Origin of the sequence: Hymenobacter volaticus, from assembly GCF_022921055.1 — a bacterium.
GTDB classification, from domain to species: Bacteria; Bacteroidota; Bacteroidia; order Cytophagales; family Hymenobacteraceae; genus Hymenobacter; species Hymenobacter volaticus.
This window is the reverse complement of record NZ_CP095061.1, coordinates 3,859,352-3,874,967: the sequence shown is the minus strand read 5'-3', so window position 1 is coordinate 3,874,967 and position 15,616 is coordinate 3,859,352. Positions and strand designations below refer to the sequence as shown.

General features: G+C 52.1%; 13 protein-coding genes and 1 tRNA gene. 12 read left to right on the top strand and 2 right to left on the bottom strand.

Annotated features, from left to right (window positions below):
• The first annotated feature begins 59 nt into the window (after positions 1-59).
• From tsaD to MUN86_RS16825, 5 genes are all read left to right on the top strand, one after another.
• Positions 60-1,064: a tRNA (adenosine(37)-N6)-threonylcarbamoyltransferase complex transferase subunit TsaD gene (gene tsaD / locus MUN86_RS16845; protein ID WP_245119217.1), complete on the top strand. Its 1,005-nt coding sequence runs from the start codon at positions 60-62 to the stop codon at positions 1,062-1,064.
• A 91-nt stretch (positions 1,065-1,155) separates the two neighbouring features.
• Positions 1,156-1,557 carry a thioesterase family protein gene (locus tag MUN86_RS16840; RefSeq protein ID WP_245119216.1) on the top strand — a complete coding sequence of 134 codons (402 nt, stop codon included), beginning with the start codon at positions 1,156-1,158 and terminating at the stop codon, positions 1,555-1,557.
• Between the two features lie 46 nt (positions 1,558-1,603).
• Entirely contained in the window at positions 1,604-2,077 is a 474-nt protein-coding gene (gene smpB, locus MUN86_RS16835; RefSeq protein ID WP_245125776.1) for an SsrA-binding protein SmpB, read from the top strand.
• 154 nt (positions 2,078-2,231) lie between these two features.
• The gene (locus MUN86_RS16830) at positions 2,232-3,035 is read left to right on the top strand and encodes a C40 family peptidase (protein WP_245119215.1); all 804 of its coding nucleotides are present in this window, start codon (positions 2,232-2,234) and stop codon (positions 3,033-3,035) included.
• A gap of 187 nt (positions 3,036-3,222) precedes the next feature.
• Positions 3,223-3,720: an HNH endonuclease gene (locus MUN86_RS16825; protein WP_245119214.1), complete on the top strand. Its 498-nt coding sequence runs from the start codon at positions 3,223-3,225 to the stop codon at positions 3,718-3,720.
• Positions 3,721-4,021: 301 nt separating this feature from the next.
• Here the strand turns inward: MUN86_RS16825 and MUN86_RS16820 are convergent, their stop codons facing one another.
• Positions 4,022-4,861 carry an alpha/beta fold hydrolase gene (locus MUN86_RS16820; RefSeq protein ID WP_245119213.1) on the bottom strand — a complete coding sequence of 280 codons (840 nt, stop codon included), beginning with the start codon at positions 4,859-4,861 and terminating at the stop codon, positions 4,022-4,024.
• A gap of 116 nt (positions 4,862-4,977) precedes the next feature.
• Here MUN86_RS16820 and MUN86_RS16815 point away from each other — a divergent pair, with 116 nt between their 5' ends.
• From MUN86_RS16815 to cphA, 6 genes are all read left to right on the top strand, one after another.
• Positions 4,978-6,240, top strand: a complete 1,263-nt coding sequence (locus tag MUN86_RS16815; protein WP_245119212.1) for a DUF3298 and DUF4163 domain-containing protein — start codon at positions 4,978-4,980, stop codon at positions 6,238-6,240.
• Positions 6,241-6,483: 243 nt separating this feature from the next.
• The gene (locus tag MUN86_RS16810; protein ID WP_245119211.1) at positions 6,484-7,548 is read left to right on the top strand and encodes a fatty acid desaturase family protein; all 1,065 of its coding nucleotides are present in this window, start codon (positions 6,484-6,486) and stop codon (positions 7,546-7,548) included.
• Between the two features lie 91 nt (positions 7,549-7,639).
• Positions 7,640-8,203, top strand: a complete 564-nt coding sequence (locus MUN86_RS16805; RefSeq protein WP_245119210.1) for a hypothetical protein — start codon at positions 7,640-7,642, stop codon at positions 8,201-8,203.
• A 151-nt stretch (positions 8,204-8,354) separates the two neighbouring features.
• Positions 8,355-10,454: a 30S ribosomal protein S1 gene (gene rpsA, locus MUN86_RS16800; protein WP_245119209.1), complete on the top strand. Its 2,100-nt coding sequence runs from the start codon at positions 8,355-8,357 to the stop codon at positions 10,452-10,454.
• A gap of 188 nt (positions 10,455-10,642) precedes the next feature.
• Positions 10,643-10,713: transfer RNA gene (locus tag MUN86_RS16795), tRNA-Cys, on the top strand.
• A 364-nt stretch (positions 10,714-11,077) separates the two neighbouring features.
• The gene (cphA, locus tag MUN86_RS16790) at positions 11,078-13,705 is read left to right on the top strand and encodes a cyanophycin synthetase (protein ID WP_245119208.1); all 2,628 of its coding nucleotides are present in this window, start codon (positions 11,078-11,080) and stop codon (positions 13,703-13,705) included.
• Positions 13,706-13,864: 159 nt separating this feature from the next.
• On the opposite strand, the gene MUN86_RS16785 is transcribed toward cphA, so the two are convergent.
• Positions 13,865-14,812: a DUF8428 domain-containing protein gene (locus tag MUN86_RS16785; RefSeq protein WP_245119207.1), complete on the bottom strand. Its 948-nt coding sequence runs from the start codon at positions 14,810-14,812 to the stop codon at positions 13,865-13,867.
• Positions 14,813-14,939: 127 nt separating this feature from the next.
• Between MUN86_RS16785 and MUN86_RS16780 the strand changes: the two genes are divergently transcribed.
• Positions 14,940-15,554 (top strand): methyltransferase domain-containing protein, encoded by a 615-nt coding sequence (locus MUN86_RS16780; protein WP_245119206.1) that lies wholly within the window; start codon positions 14,940-14,942, stop codon positions 15,552-15,554.
• Positions 15,555-15,616: the final 62 nt, after the last annotated feature.

The following is a 15,616-nucleotide window of genomic DNA, read 5'->3' as shown; positions in this document are numbered from 1 at the left end:
TCGGCAAACTTGGAAGGCCTGTCCTCACTAATTACCGGCTACGTTCACAATACCATACTATGCCCACTATTCTCGCCATCGAATCTTCCTGCGACGACACATCCGCTGCTGTAATGGTAGACGGTGAAATCCGGTCCAACGTGGTGGCTACGCAGCAAATACACGAACAATACGGCGGCGTAGTGCCCGAGCTGGCTTCGCGCGCCCACCAGCAACACCTGATTCCGGTCGTGACGGCCGCCTTGCACAAGGCGGGCGTTGAAAAGCAAGACCTCGATGCAGTGGCTTTCACACAAGGTCCGGGGCTATTGGGCTCGTTGTTGGTGGGCGGCATGTTTGCCAAAACCATGGCCTTGGCCCTTGGGAAGCCGTTGATTGCCGTCAACCATATGCGGGCGCACATTCTAGCGCACTTCATCGAGGAGCCGCGGCCCGCGTTTCCGTTTCTGTGCCTCACCGTTAGTGGCGGCCACACGCAGCTCGTGATTGTGCGCAGCGCCATGGATATGGAAATCATCGGTCAAACCATCGACGACGCGGCCGGTGAAGCTTTCGACAAAACCGCCAAGCAACTCGGCCTCCCGTATCCGGGCGGCCCCCACCTCGATAAGCTGGCCCGCGAAGGCAACCCCACCCGCTTCCCGTTCCCCGTGGGCGCCATGCCGGGCTACGATTTCAGCTTCAGCGGCCTCAAAACGGCGGTTATGTACTTCCTGCGTCAGCAAACCGCCAAGAACCCGGAGTTCATCCAGGAAAACCTGCCTGACCTCTGCGCCAGCATCCAGTATACCATCATCCAGACGTTGCTGCGGCAGCTCCGCCGTGCTGCCGCCGACCACCAGCTCACTCAAATAGCCCTTGCTGGCGGCGTGGCTGCCAACTCCGGTTTGCGCCAGGCACTGCAAGACGAAGCGGCCACCCAAAACTGGCAAGTATTTATCCCCGCCTTCCAGTTCTGCACCGACAACGCCGGCATGGTAGCCATGACGGCCCACTTTCAGTACGAAGCCGGCGACTTTGCCTCGCAATTAGTTAGCTCCGACCCCCGGCTGAAATTAGCCTAACGTTTCTGAGCCGTTCTAGATAATCCTTTGTTCCTTCCGCTCGTCAGCTACTGAGCGGAAGGAAGCAGGGCATGCCGTTTCCCCCAACTATATGCGTAATCCTTTTCAGCCCGGCGACCAACAGCTATATTCGTTCGTGGTCGGGCCGCAGGATTTTGCTGTTCTTGATGGCAAGCTGATTCATCCGGTCTTAAGCACGTTTGCCTTGGGCCAAGCCATGGAGTGGAGTAGCCGTCAGTTTGTGGAGCTAATGTTGGAAGAAGGGGAGGCGGGTATTGGCACCATGCTAACCGTGGAGCACCGGGCGCCGGCCTTTGAAGGAGAAACCGTGGAAATTCAAGCTATTTTTGAACGGCTGGAAGGCGCCGAGCTAATTTGCCACGTACAAGCCTACGTAGGCAAGCGGCTATTAGCTACCGGCCGCACCGGCCAGCGTATTGTGGATGCAGCCAAGCTGCAAGCCCGTTTCCAAGAGCTGCGCCAGAAGCAGTAGTTGCACTCCGGCGCCGCAAAATCCCGCGAGAAATAACACCCGAACCATCGTGAGTAAGAAAGAAGATACCCCCAAGCGCGTTAACATCCTGAACCGTCGCGCCTCCTACGAATATGCTTTCCTGGCGAAGTATGATGCTGGTATCATGCTGCAAGGCACCGAAATCAAAAGCGTCCGGGACGGCAGCGTGCAGATTCAGGACGGCTTCTGCGTATTTCAGCCCGACGGTAGCTTGTGGGTGCACGGGCTTACCATTGCTAAATACACGGCCGGCACCTACAACAACCACGAGCCCACCCGGCCGCGCAAACTGCTGCTCAACAAGCGCGAACTAACCCAACTCAACAACAAAAGCCAGGAGCAGGGCCTCACCATCATTCCCATTCGGATGTTCGTCAACGACCGGGGCTTTGCGAAACTGGAAATTGCGTTGGCGAAAGGCAAGAAGCTGTTCGACAAGCGTGACAGCATCAAAGAGAAAGACCAGAAACGCGAGCTAGACCGCGCCCGAGAGTATTAAGCGAGTTGTAGCAAGCAGTGAATTTGTGAAAGATACTTGGCGAGTTCAGGTTAAAAAAGGAGCTTCGCGCTGAAGACTACCACAGGCTGCGGGTAGGCTTCGTGAAAATAACTGCCCTCGTTCCACCAATTCACCATATCACCAATTCATCACCTTGGAACATGGAATCTGCGCGCTGAGCGTCGTGCCGGTACGCGCCGAGCCTTCGGACAAAGCCGAAATCGTTACTCAACTAATTTTCGGGGAGTGTTATTCTATTTTGTTGGTTCAGAACCAATGGGTGCAAGTGCGCACCGCTGCCGACCAGTATGTGGGCTGGATGGATGGCAAGCAGCACACGTCCGTAACGCCTGAATACCTAGCCGCTTGGCAAGCCCAAGACCACCCGCGCACTCTCGATGTCGTGCAGATGGTAAGCGACCCCGCCACCCGGATTCCGGTGCAACTTGGCTCGCGCCTGCCTTTTTTCGATGGCATGACCTTGCGCATCGGGGAGCGGCAACTGTTCTACAACGGGGCCGCTACCAACCCGCAAAACGGCCACGGCCCCCACGGCCCGGTTGATGCCCGCTTGCGCTTACTCCAGAAAATGGCACTGGTGTATTTGAAGGCGCCTTACCTGTGGGGCGGCAAAAGTTTATTTGGTATCGACTGCTCGGGTTTGATGCAGCAGCTCTATGGTCTTATCGGGGTGCAACTGCCGCGCGATGCGCGCCAGCAAATCAACCTCGGGCAAACCGTTCATTTTGTGGCTCAAACCCAACCCGGCGACCTCGCTTTCTTCGACAACGCCGAGGGCAACATCGTGCACGTAGGGCTGCTGCTCGATGAACAGCAAATTATCCACGCCAGCGGCGAAGTGCGTATCGACCCCCTCGACCACAACGGTATCTTCAACCGCGACCGGCAGAAATATTCCCATAAGCTGCGTTTGATTAAACGCATCCTAACCGAATAGCACGTTTCCGCTGGCTTTTTCAGCCTTCAGAGCTTCTGAAATCATATACACAGATTGACAATGAGCGGCTGTAAGCTCAATTAAGCAAGTAGGATCTAGATTAGAAACTAAAGTTTCTAGCTATTGTTAATACGCTTAGAATCATCTAGCTTTCGCTGTACCCGATGATTACTCTCTAGTTAAGCGTATGGATCAAAAAGTCCTAGTTCTCAATGGTGACTACACAGCCATTACGCTGTGTAGTGTGCAGAAGGCGTTTGTGCTGTTGTTTCTGGATAAAGCTGAGATGATTGCCAACTCAGAGAACGGCGTGCTGCGCACAGTCAGCAAGTCGTATCCTAAGCCAAGCATTATTCGGCTTCAGCGGTATGTGCGCGTGCCGTACAAAGGCATTGCCTTAAGCCGGCACAACATTATGAAGCGTGACCATTTCGAGTGTCAGTATTGCGGCTCAACCAAAAACCTGACCCTCGACCACGTACTACCCCGTTCCCGCGGCGGCGACTCCAGTTGGAGCAACCTGCTTACCGCCTGCTCTCGGTGCAACCACGCCAAAGGGCACCGCACCCCGCAGGAAGCCGGCCTCACGATTCGGCAGCAACCGAAGAAACCGACCTTATCTGGTTTCCTCAAGCTCAGCGCCGGTACCATCGACCATAACTGGCACGCCTATCTGAATAATTAAGCCGGACGCATTTGCTTCCGGCTTTTTTTTGGTCTGCGCTACAGAAAAAGGATGCTCATACTGAGGCTTCTTCCGAGGAGAAATAGCTGATGCGTGTTTGTTGAGAGCACTCAATACGCAGCAGTGCTAAAAGTTCTTATGCTTCTGGCACCGCTGCATGGCATTGTAGTCTGTCGATGATACAGCTCTGAACAGGATGCATCTTTCTAACGGTTACACTTCTTAACTTATACAAAATGCCCCTGGCTTCAATTGAAACCAGGGGCATTCCGTTATTACAAGCGCCAAGAAGCATCTGTGCTTATGAACCAGCGACGAAGGCGAGTAAGTCGCGGTTCAGTTGGTCCTTGTTGGTGATAAATAAGCCGTGGGGAGCTCCTTCGTAAACAAGATAGTTGGCTTGTTTCAGGTGTTCCGTCATCCGGGCACCGCTGTTTTTAATTGGAACCGTTTTGTCTTCGTCGCCGTGAATCACGAGGGCGGGAACGTTGATGGTCGCTAAGTCAGGGCGGAAGTCGGTTTCGGCGAAAGCGTGTGCGCAGGCGACAGTGGCTTGATGCGAACCGAGCGAAGCCATACCAAACGACCAATCGAGGACGGCCTGGCTAACGGGCTTGCTCAGTACCCCTACGCCGTAGAAATCCTTGCCAAACGATTGTAGAAAGTCGAACCTGTCTTTGGCGATGTTGGCTTGAATGTCGTCGAACACCGGTTGCGGAACTCCGTCGGGGTTGTCGTCGGTCTTCAGCAAGAAGGGCGTCACGGCCGACACGAACGCCACTTTGGCTACGCGGGCCCCACCGTGGCGGCTCATGTAGCGGGCCACTTCGCCGCCGCCCATTGAAAAGCCAACTAGCGTTACGTCCTGCAAATCTAGTGTGTCGAGCACCACCTTCAGGTCATCGGCCAGCGTATCGTAGTTGTAGCCCTCAAAAGGCTTCGAGGAATTACCGAATCCGCGACGCGTGTAGGCTATTACGCGCAGCCCATGCTTAGGTAACTCGCCGAGTTGGTAGGTCCAAGCTTCGTGGTTTTGGGGCCAGCCGTGAATCAGTACAACTGGTTTGCCTTGGCCTTGGTCGGTGTAGTGCAACTTGATGTCTTCGCCATTGGCATCTTGGCCGGCTTTAATATAGCTCATGAGAAAGAATCTAGAGAAAATGACTAGTGAAAGATGTCGGTACATACGGTGCTCATGCTGTTCAGGTACTTTTAGAACAATATCTTGCACATATCTTTCCTGTTTATCCATCGCAGATGAGCTTACCTGTTTCAAGTCGTTTATCCTGTATTCGTGTTTCCATCTTGCTGTTGGGTGGGCTAATGGCTGCTTGCCAATCCAAAACTGATTCTGGAGGTATAGCCTCACAGCTCGATCAGAAAGCTGCTATTGCACCGCCCAAAGATTCTCCTGGCACCTGGTATCGGTGCTACCGGGGTACACTCGGCCCTGAAACCATCACCCTACACCTCCAGACGCTGCCTGCCGGATACGGGAACCGCAACAGCGCCAGTTTCGTGGGCTCTTATAGTGGTTCCGACGGGCAACCTTATGAGCTGAACTCCGACTACGATGCTATCATTTCAGCCGACAGCGTCGTGCTGCGTGACCGAAGCCCGGAACTGCAAAGTGAAAATTCCGACGGGCCAATCTGGCGGCTACATGTCAATGGCAAAGAACTTTTGGGTAATCGCGCTGGGCAGCCCGTGCAATTGCGCGAAGTCGAACTGCCCGGTAGTACGTCCTTTATCTCTCGCTACTTCACCGATTCGGTGGCTGCATATCCCAACCAGCCGAAGTCACCGCACGGCCGCACTAGCTTGCATGTTCTCATACCTACCAACGGTTCTGAATCTGCACGCAGCCTCTTAGCAACTGGTATCCTACGGGGTCTGCGCGGCGATACTCTGGACACGAAGGCAGCTCCCTCGTCGCCGGAGCAATTTTGGGAGCAGCAGTTTAACGCCTTCAAAAAAGAGTACCAGTTAAGCGTTGCAGATCTGACGAAGGACATACCCGCGGAGCCCGACACTAGTAGCAATGCTCCATCGTACGACTATATGCTACGCTATGAAGACCAGGCGACAACGCACGTGCTCTGGAATCAGCAGAACTTGCTTAGCCTTGGGTTTTTCACGTACAGCTACACCGGCGGTGCCCACGGCAACTACGGCACCAGCGCCGTTACCTTCAACACTCGTACTGGCCACGCCCTTCGTTTCCCCGATGTTTTCCAGCCTAATTCCGACGCTCAACTTAGCGTTTTGCTTGAGCAGGCCGTGCGCCGAGTACTGCATCAGCCGGCCACTGTGAAGCTCGACGAGTTTTTGTTTGTGAAGAAAATGCCCGTTAGCCACAATATGTATCTGACGAATAATGGCGCAGTTTTCATTTATACCCCCTACGAAATTGCTTCTTACGCCCAGGGTGAGTTGCGGCTATTCATACCATTAGAACAATTACAGCCCTTGTTGAAACCCAATTTACCAATTGGAAGGAGAGAGCTAAGTAAACGCTAAGTCTCAAGGTAGCATCAGCTATTTCTTTGTTTGCCTTCCTGAAAAGAGTGCAGAAAGTATTGCTTGTTTCTGTGTTCTAGTTGGCTATCAAGGCTATGCCTTGAGAAATTGGTGTTACAAACAGCAGTAAATGTGTAAGCTAGAGGTATTGACATTGTGCAAAATCCGGGGCTTATGGATGATTCCGAAGGAGCTGGGGTTAGAGGAATATACCTTTGCGGGATTCCTTCATCATCAGCTCATATGCAAGCACCCAAATTCGCGGCTTCGCGCTCCTTTCATAAGGAGTTGAAGCTCCGCACCAATGCCTACTTCGCAGAAGCAGGCAAAGACACCACCGGCGACTCCCGTTTGTTTGCCAAAGCCATTATCCTCACGGTTTCGTTTGTGGCCGTGTATCTGCACCTTGTTTTCCTGACGCCACCTACGTGGCTGGCCCTGTTGGAATGCGCTCTGCTAGGTCTCGTTGGGTCGGCTATCGGCTTCAACGTCATGCACGACGGCGCCCACGGCTCATTTAGCAAGTCCCGCTGGATCAATCAGTTTGCCTCCTTCACGCTCAATGTGCTCGGCGGCAACAGCTTCATGTGGAATGTGAAGCACAATCTCATCCACCACATGTACACCAATGTAGACGGCGTGGACGACGACCTCGACGCGCAGCCGTGGTTGCGCCTGAGCAGCACCCAAACGCGTTACGGTTTCCACCGTTTCCAACACTTGTACTTCTGGTTTTTCTACGCCCTGCTTTTCATTGCCTGGATCTTCTTCATGGACTACCAGAAGTATTTCAAAGGCAAAATCGGGGAGATGCCCATCAAGAAAATGACGGCTTCCGACCAGGGCGTGTTTTGGGGCTTCAAAGCACTGCACCTATTCTTATTCGTGGCTCTGCCTATTTACACCGTTGGTTTCGTGGCTTGGATAGTTGGCTTCCTAGTTTTCGCCACGGTTGTTGGCTTCACCATGAGCATCGTGTTCCAGTTGGCGCACACCGTAGAACATACCGCTTTCCCCATCCCGCACGAAATCACCAACAAATTGGAAGACGAGTGGGCCATTCACCAAATCAAAACCACCGCCAACTTCGCCACCGACAGTAAAGTTATTAGCTGGTTAGTTGGAGGCCTCAACTTCCAAGTAGAGCACCACTTGTTCCCTACTATTTCGCACATTCACTATCCTGCGCTCAACAAGATCATCCGCCAAGCTTGCTTGGAGTTTGGTGTTGAGTACAATGAATATCCTAAGATGCGCTACGCTGTAGCTTCCCACGTAGCACACTTGCGCGAAATGGGCCGGGCGTAAGCAAGCGTTAAATTTTTACCTAAAAAGGACTGCAATATTTATTGCAGTCCTTTTTTTATTTCCAATAATGTTGAGGCTCCTTGTCATATCCTTGGTTATCACCACTAGCTGCCGTGGCGAGAAGTATAAGACTGTTACGATAGGCAATCCAAAGGTTGATGAAGCATGGATATCCATGCAGGTGCCAGCTAGTTGGAAATACCAAGAAAAATTGCGCGTAATCGGGTCTGATTGCCAAGAATGTGGCTACACAGTGAATAGCGAAATAATAAGCGCTAGCAAGGATATAAAGAGTAGCAAGAGTTTGGATAGTATTGAGAGCAACGGCTGTTCTATACATATAGAGGTTGCACCTAAAGGCGGATTTCGTTTTTCGCCAAAAGACGAAGTTGCAGCCATAAAGGAGAAAAACCCTGGTTGCAAAATCTTATCTGTTGATACCGATCCTGGCAAAGGCAGTGTAGATATAAGTGCTTATGAAATGCAGCGCTGCTTATACTTTCGCCAGATCATAATGGTGAAGGATGACACTAGATTCCGATTCTTCTTTGCAAGAAGTAAGTATATCTCGTCGATCAAGGAAACAGTTGATGAGATAAAAAACAGCATTGTTTGCTACACTAATAATCGAGGTTCGGTAGGTATTGCAAACTGAGCTACTATCTCCTTTCTATCTCTGCTGCAAATTCCTTATCTTTGCCGCCCCGTCAGGGTGGCGGGCCAGCGCTTTCGCGCTGTGTATCAAGTAAAAACGCGTTCCGGAGTTGGCCCTGAGCCGGACGTGTACAGCAGGGCTGCAAGCAAAAATGGCTGAAGTAGCAGATAACTTCGACTGGGACAATGTAGGAGCGTCAGGCTTCGGTGGTAACTATACCGCTGAGCAGCGTGCCGAAATGGAACAGATGTACGGCAACACGCTGACCACCGTACAGGAAGAAGAAGTAGTAAGAGGCGTTGTGGTGGGCATCACCGAGCGCGACGTAATCCTGAACATCGGTTTCAAATCCGATGGTTTGGTGTCTATCACTGAATTCCGCGACCTTCCCGACTTGAAAATCGGTGACGAGGTAGAGGTATTCATCGAAGACCAAGAAGACCTGAACGGTCAGCTGATCCTGAGCCGCAAGAAGGCCAAGATCAAGCAGGCTTGGAAGTCTATCTACGACGCGCTGGAGAATGACACCATTCTCGAAGGCGTAGTGAAGCGTCGCACCAAAGGCGGTCTGATCATGGACCTGGACGGCGTTGAAGCCTTCCTGCCCGGCTCGCAAATCGACGTAAAGCCTATCCGTGACTTCGACATTTATGTTGGTCGTCGGATGGAAGTGAAAGTGGTGAAAATCAACGCTGCTTTCGACAACGTGGTAGTTTCGCACAAAGTCCTGATCGAGAAAGACCTCGAGAAGCAGCGCGAAGCCATCCTCAACAACCTAGAGAAAGGCCAGATCCTGGAAGGCGTTATCAAGAACATGACCAACTTCGGTGTGTTCATTGACCTTGGTGGCGTTGACGGTCTGTTGCACATCACCGACATCTCGTGGGGCCGTATCGCTCACCCGAGCGAAGTATTGCAGCTCGACCAGAAGTTGAACATCGTAGTTCTGGACTTCGACGAAGCCAAGAAGCGTATCAGCCTCGGTTTGAAGCAGCTAACTGCTCACCCATGGGATTCGCTGCCCGCCGACATGGGCGTAGGCTCGAAAGTGAAAGGCCGCATCGTGAACGTAGCCGACTATGGCGCGTTCATGGAAATCATCCCCGGCGTAGAAGGCCTGATCCACGTTTCAGAAATGAGCTGGAGCCAGCACCTGCGCAACCCGCAGGACTTCATCAAGCAGGGCGACGTAGTAGAGGCTCAAATCCTGACCCTCGACCGCGAAGACCGCAAGATGAGCCTCGGCATCAAGCAACTGAGCGAAGATCCATGGACTCGTGGCGACTTCGGAACTAAGTACGCCGTAGGCACCAGCCACAACGGTCTTGTGCGTAACCTCACCAACTTCGGCCTGTTCGTAGAACTGGAAGAAGGTGTTGACGGCCTCGTGCACGTGTCTGACTTGTCGTGGACTAAGAAGATCAAGCATCCTTCAGAAGTAGTGAAGGTAGGCGACCGTCTGGACGTGCTCGTGCTCGAATTGGACGTAGCTAATCGTCGCTTGGCCCTCGGCCACAAGCAGCTGGAAGAAAACCCATGGGATACGTTCCAGACGGTATTCACTCCTGGCTCGGTACACAAGGCTACCATCACCGACAAAAACGACCGTGGCGCTGTGCTCGAGTTGCCGTACGGCATCGAAGGCTTCGCGTATCCGAAGTCGCTGGTGAAGGAAGATGGCAGCAACGCCGAGAACGGCGAGTCGCTGGACTTCCGTGTGGTTGAATTCTCGAAGGATGACCGCCGCATCGTACTGTCGCACACTGCTGTGTACAACCAGCAGCAGGAAGAAGACACGCGTGCTGCCAAGTTCAAGAAGAAAGGTCCTGCTGGTCAGGCTCCAACCGCTGCGCAAGGTGAAGGCAAGATAACTGACCTCAAGAAGCAGCCTGTTGCTGAGAAGTCAACTCTTGGCGACCTGGATGCTTTGTCGGCTTTGCGCGACAAGATGATGGGTACTGAGCGCCAAGTAGGCGAGCAGAAGCTGTCAGCTAAAGCAGCCCCTGCTGCCGAGGCTGCTCCAGCCGCTGAAGCTCCAGCCGCAGAAGGTGGAATTTTTGCTGCCGTAACTGGTGCTGCTTCTGCTGCTTTCGATAAAGTGAAGGAAGTTGCTAGCGATGCTGTAGAAGCCGCCACGCACACTGACGCTTTCGAGAAAGCCAAAGAAGTAGCTGGCGACGTTGTAGAGCGGGCTAAACACTTGCTTGATAGCGACGACGCTGCCAACAAAAAAGACGAAGAGCAAGCATAAGCTTCCTCTTTTCAATTGAAAAGGCCCCGGAATTATCCGGGGCCTTTTTTATGTAGTGCTCACAGCAAACTAGATTTTTCTACAAATGCTTCTGCCAGAAAAACAGTCAATTATCGTTCTAACCTGTATTAATACCACTTTAGTTTTGGCATAAGTCAGATTAAGGTGTAAGTTTGCATCCCCAATCCGGTGACGTGACCGAGTGGCTAGGTAGAGGTCTGCAAAACCTCCTACGGCGGTTCGAATCCGCCCGTCACCTCTTTTTCCTGTTTTCCGCGTACAGAGTGCCCTGGTTGATTAGCCCCAATCGGGGCGAATTTTTTAGGTACAATTCGTATGTAAATAAAAAGGGCCACTAGCACTGCTAGTGGCCCTTTTTATTTACATACATCACAAACAAAAAAGGTTGGGTTGTCAGAGTAAGTTTCACTGGTAAAGTAGGGATGGAAGCTGCTCTCCACTAGGCAATAGGGGGTGCGCTTAATGTTGATGCACATGAAAAATAAAGTGTTAAAGGCGATGTGTAGAGAGGAATAATAGGTATCCTAGCTCAAATCCCTACATTTAGCTTCCGCGTACAACGGGCATTACTTGCCTCCTACGCCTTCCACTTCTTGCTTCTTATGAAGATTATCGACCTACGCACCATGCGCGGGCCCAGCTACTGGTCCGTTAAACATTACAAGCTCATTGTAATGAAAGTGGATCTTGAAGACTACGCCGACCAATGGTCGAATGTGGTACCGGAACTAGCCGAACGTCTCACGCGATTAATACCTGAACTTGGCAAGCCACATGCTGCTTTCGAGTCGCAGAAGCATGCGGCTAAACATCCACCTTTGACGCAGGAGCAACTGGCCGACGGAGAGCCTCTTGGGCATGTTATTCAGCACGTTGCTCTAGAGCTTCAAAGACAAGCCGGGATGCCAGTGTATTGGGGCAAGTCGTACCCAGCGCGTGAAGAGGGGGTCGAGTTTGTGGTGTTTAGCTATCAAGAGGAACGGGCCGGACGTCGGGCTGCTGAAGCAGCTGTGGAAATTGTGGAGTCGCTCTGTCAGAAGAAAGAGGTCGATCTGAAACCGATTATCGACGAGCTGCACGAAATCCGAGAAGAGGAATTTATTGGGCCAAGCACCTGGAGCATTGTATCGGAGGCTGCCTCACGGGGCATACCCTACATTCAGCTCAAGAATAGCGGTATCATCCAGCTCGGCTACGGGGTCAACCAGAAGCGCATCTGGGCCACTACCACTACCTATACTTCGCACGCAGGAGTGGAGATTGCAGGCAACAAGAACCGCACAAAGGCCATGCTGCACGATGCAGGCGTGCTGGTGCCGCAGGGTACTACAGTGTATTCCGAGGATGGGCTGCGGGATGCTATCGAAGAGTTGGGTTTTCCGTTGGTAACAAAACCACTCGATGGCAACCACGGCAAAGGGGTTACTATTCGCATCATGAACTGGGAAGATGCGGTGGAAGGCATGAAAATGGCCCAGGCATATTCCCGAGCTGTGATTGTAGAGCAATTTGTTGAAGGGGCAGACTTCCGGCTTCTCGTAGTTAATGGCAAACTAGTAGCCGCCGCCAAGCGCACTCCCGCTGCTGTAATCGGCGACGGACAGCATACCATTCAAGAGCTGATTGATGAAGTAAACAAGGACCCACGCCGCGGAGTGGGGCATGAGAAGGTGCTCACCAGCATCAAAGCCGATAAGCACACGCTCGACATTTTGAAGGGGTTGAAGTTAACCTTGGAGTCGGTATTGCCGGAAGGAGAAACGGTATACCTAAAGAGCACCGCCAATATCAGCACGGGCGGTACCGCCACCGACGTCACGGATTTGATGCACCCCTACAATGTGCTGCTCGCCGAGCGTGTAGCAGGTATTGTCGGGCTTGATATCTGTGGTATCGACTTGATGACAACTGATATTGCGGTACCCCTCAACGAGACGCGCGGCGCCGTGATTGAGGTGAATGCTGCCCCTGGTTTCCGGATGCACATTTCACCTACGGAAGGTCTGCCGCGCAACGTGGCGGAACCCGTCGTAGACATGCTGTTTCCGCCAGGTTCTGACTCCCGTATTCCGATTATTGCCATTACAGGTACCAATGGCAAAACCACAACTACGCGCCTCATTGCCCATATGATGATGGCAAAGGGCTATAAGGTAGGCTTCACTACCACCGATGGTATTTACATTCAGGGGCGGCAGTTGCAGAAAGGCGACTGTACCGGTGGTGTCAGTGCCGAATTTGTACTCAAAGATCCAACCATCAACTACGCTGTGCTAGAAACGGCGCGGGGTGGTATGCTGCGCTCCGGTCTTGGCTTCCACACTTGCGACATAGCTGTGGTGACTAATGTGGCGGCCGACCACTTAGGTATGCGCGATATTCATACCGTAGAGGAAATGGCCGCCGTGAAAGGAGTGCTACCGCGGACTGTGCGCAAAAATGGCTGGGCGGTGCTCAATGCCGACGATAACCTAGTGTATGCCATGCGGGAAAAGCTGGACTGCCGGGTGGCATTGTTCAGCATGGATGAAAGAAACCCGCGCATTCTCGACCATGTGGAAGCGGGCGGCGTGGCAGCCGTGTACGAAGAAGGTTACGTGACCATCTACAAGAACAGCTACAAACTGCGTATCGACCGGGCTGCCGAGTTTCCTGTGACCTTTGATGGGCGAGCAACGTTCAACATCGAAAATAGTCTGGCAACCGCTCTAACGGGTTATCTGGCGGGCCTGGAGCGCGAAGACATCAAGCTAGCGTTGCGCACCTTTGTGCCATCGGCCAGCAAGACGCCCGGTCGTATGAACTTGTTTAAGTTTCCAAAGTTCGAGGTCATTGTAGACTATGCGCATAACACGCATGGCCTAGAGAACTTCGCGAAGTTTCTGGACGCCACTCAAGCTACCCGTAAAATCGGGATGGTATCGGGGTTAGGAGACCGGCGCGACGAGGACACGTTAGGTTTTGCTCGTGTGGCTGGCCGCATCTTCGATGAAGTGATTTTGCGTCAAGATCGGGACCTGCGGGGTAAGACGGCCGAGTTCCTCAAGGAAATTATGACCCGCGGCCTGCGCCTCGACAAACCGGACCTACCCATTACATACATCGAAAAGGAGCTAGAGGCAGTTGATTATGTAATGGCCAATGCCCCGCAAGGAGCCATGATAGTACTCCTAACCGAGAACATAACAGCTGTGCTAAAGAAGCTAGAAGAATACGAATCACAGGTCTAACTAACCTGTTCGTGTTACCTGTTGCTTCACGCTTGAACCCGCTTCTAGTTTTTCCAAGCTAACAGCACCAACAAAAAGGCCACCTCAAATAGAGGTGGCCTTTTTGTTGGTAAAGTTTTAAACAGAATGACTTCAAAAAGCCAACCTTTTAAATAATGCTTATTTCAGGGTGAAAGAGGTTTTGCCAATCATGACGCCGCCTTCGTACAGTTCAACTGTATGCTGGCCAGTTTTGTAAGGAGCACCTTTAGCGTAGAGGAATTGAACAGGTTGACGGGTGTTATCGAAAACGAGGTCTTGCTTGGCCGTATAGAAGGCTTCCGAGCCATCTACCATGAACGTGCCACCGCCAGTGCTTAGGTTATAGAGGGCGGCGCCATCAGGCTCGATCAAGCGTAGCATGATTTGCTTGGTTTCTTTCGGCGACACATCATTGCGAGCAAGGTTGAAGGTGATTTTGACCTTCTCGACGCGCTTAGCTTTGAATTCATTATCCTCATCATCTTTCTCCTTGTCGCGCGAGTTCAATACGCCGATGCGGATATTTTCGGCTTGGAGGCGCGATGCTACGGCTACTTTCTCGCTCAACTCTTGGTTGGAGCGGGCAATAGTGGTGATGGTGTCGGTGAGCTTGTTTTGACGCTCTTTGAGGGTGGTAGTTTCCGTGTACAACGCCTCATTGTCAGCTTTGAGCTGGGCAATTTCCTCGTCCTTCTTGCGAAGTTGCGTCTCGAAATTGATGGCGCGTTGCTTGAAGCGCTGCTGCTCCTTGATAGAGAAGCTACCAGCTTTGAAAGAACGAAGCTTCAGTAGGTCGGCATTGATAGAAGCAATTCGGGCTTCCAGCGAGTCGTTAGACAAGCCCATCGATTGCACTTCCTGGCTCTGACGCTCGAAATCGGCCTTAAGCGTTTCGTACTGTTTGATTTGTTCTTGCAGCTTGGAATCTTTCTCAGTTACCTGCGTAGTGAGTTGCTCATTCTCCTGGGTTTTCTGCCGGTTCATCCAATACAGAACGCCGTTGATGCCAAGTAGCACCAGCGCCAATGCGACGATGAGTAGAAAGCGACTGTTGTTCCGGGGGGTTGGGCTTTGTTCTTGTTCCATTGCAAGCAGGGTTAAGTAAGGGTCGGACGCGCCGGTAGAGTAATATCTTTGTGCGCAAACAAACGAAATTTTACAACAATCTAACTTCTGTCAAGTAAAATCAGACAGTGAAAGGTACGAGGTCTGCATGAAACCTACCACTCAACTCGACGAAGCATATTGGCGCAGGCGCTATGAAACCAACCAAACGGGCTGGGATACTGGCGCAATAACACCGCCTCTGCGCGAATATTTCGACCAATTAGGGCCTGCTGACCATCGGCAGATTCTTATTCCGGGCGCAGGACGCGCCTACGAAGCCGAATATCTGCACAAGAAAGGATTCACAAATGTATTTGTGGCAGATATTGCTCTGGAAGCTCTACAGGCGCTTCAGCAGCGAGTACCTGATTTTCCGGCAACCCATTTGCTCCTTGAAGATTTCTTTAAGCTCCAGCCAACGGCAGTGGTTGATATGCTGGTCGAGCAAACTTTCTTTTGCGCCCTTGATCCAGCCTTGCGCCCAGCCTATGCCGAGCAATGCTTCCACCTACTTCGCCCAGGAGGAATACTAGTAGGGCTGCTATTTGAAACCGACTTTGGCGACTCATCGGAGCCCCCATTCGGAGGCACTAGGCAAGAGTACCAGTCCTATTTCGAGCCCTATTTCAACTTTGTGCACTTCGAAACGGCTTATAATTCGCTCCGACCGAGGCAGGGCAAGGAATTGTTTATTTGTTTGAAAAGGAAAGCTGCGGTTTAAGCAGTAGCTGCTCATGTTGCTGCCAAGTTATTTGGTAAGCAGCGTAAAATGGGCGTCTCTGT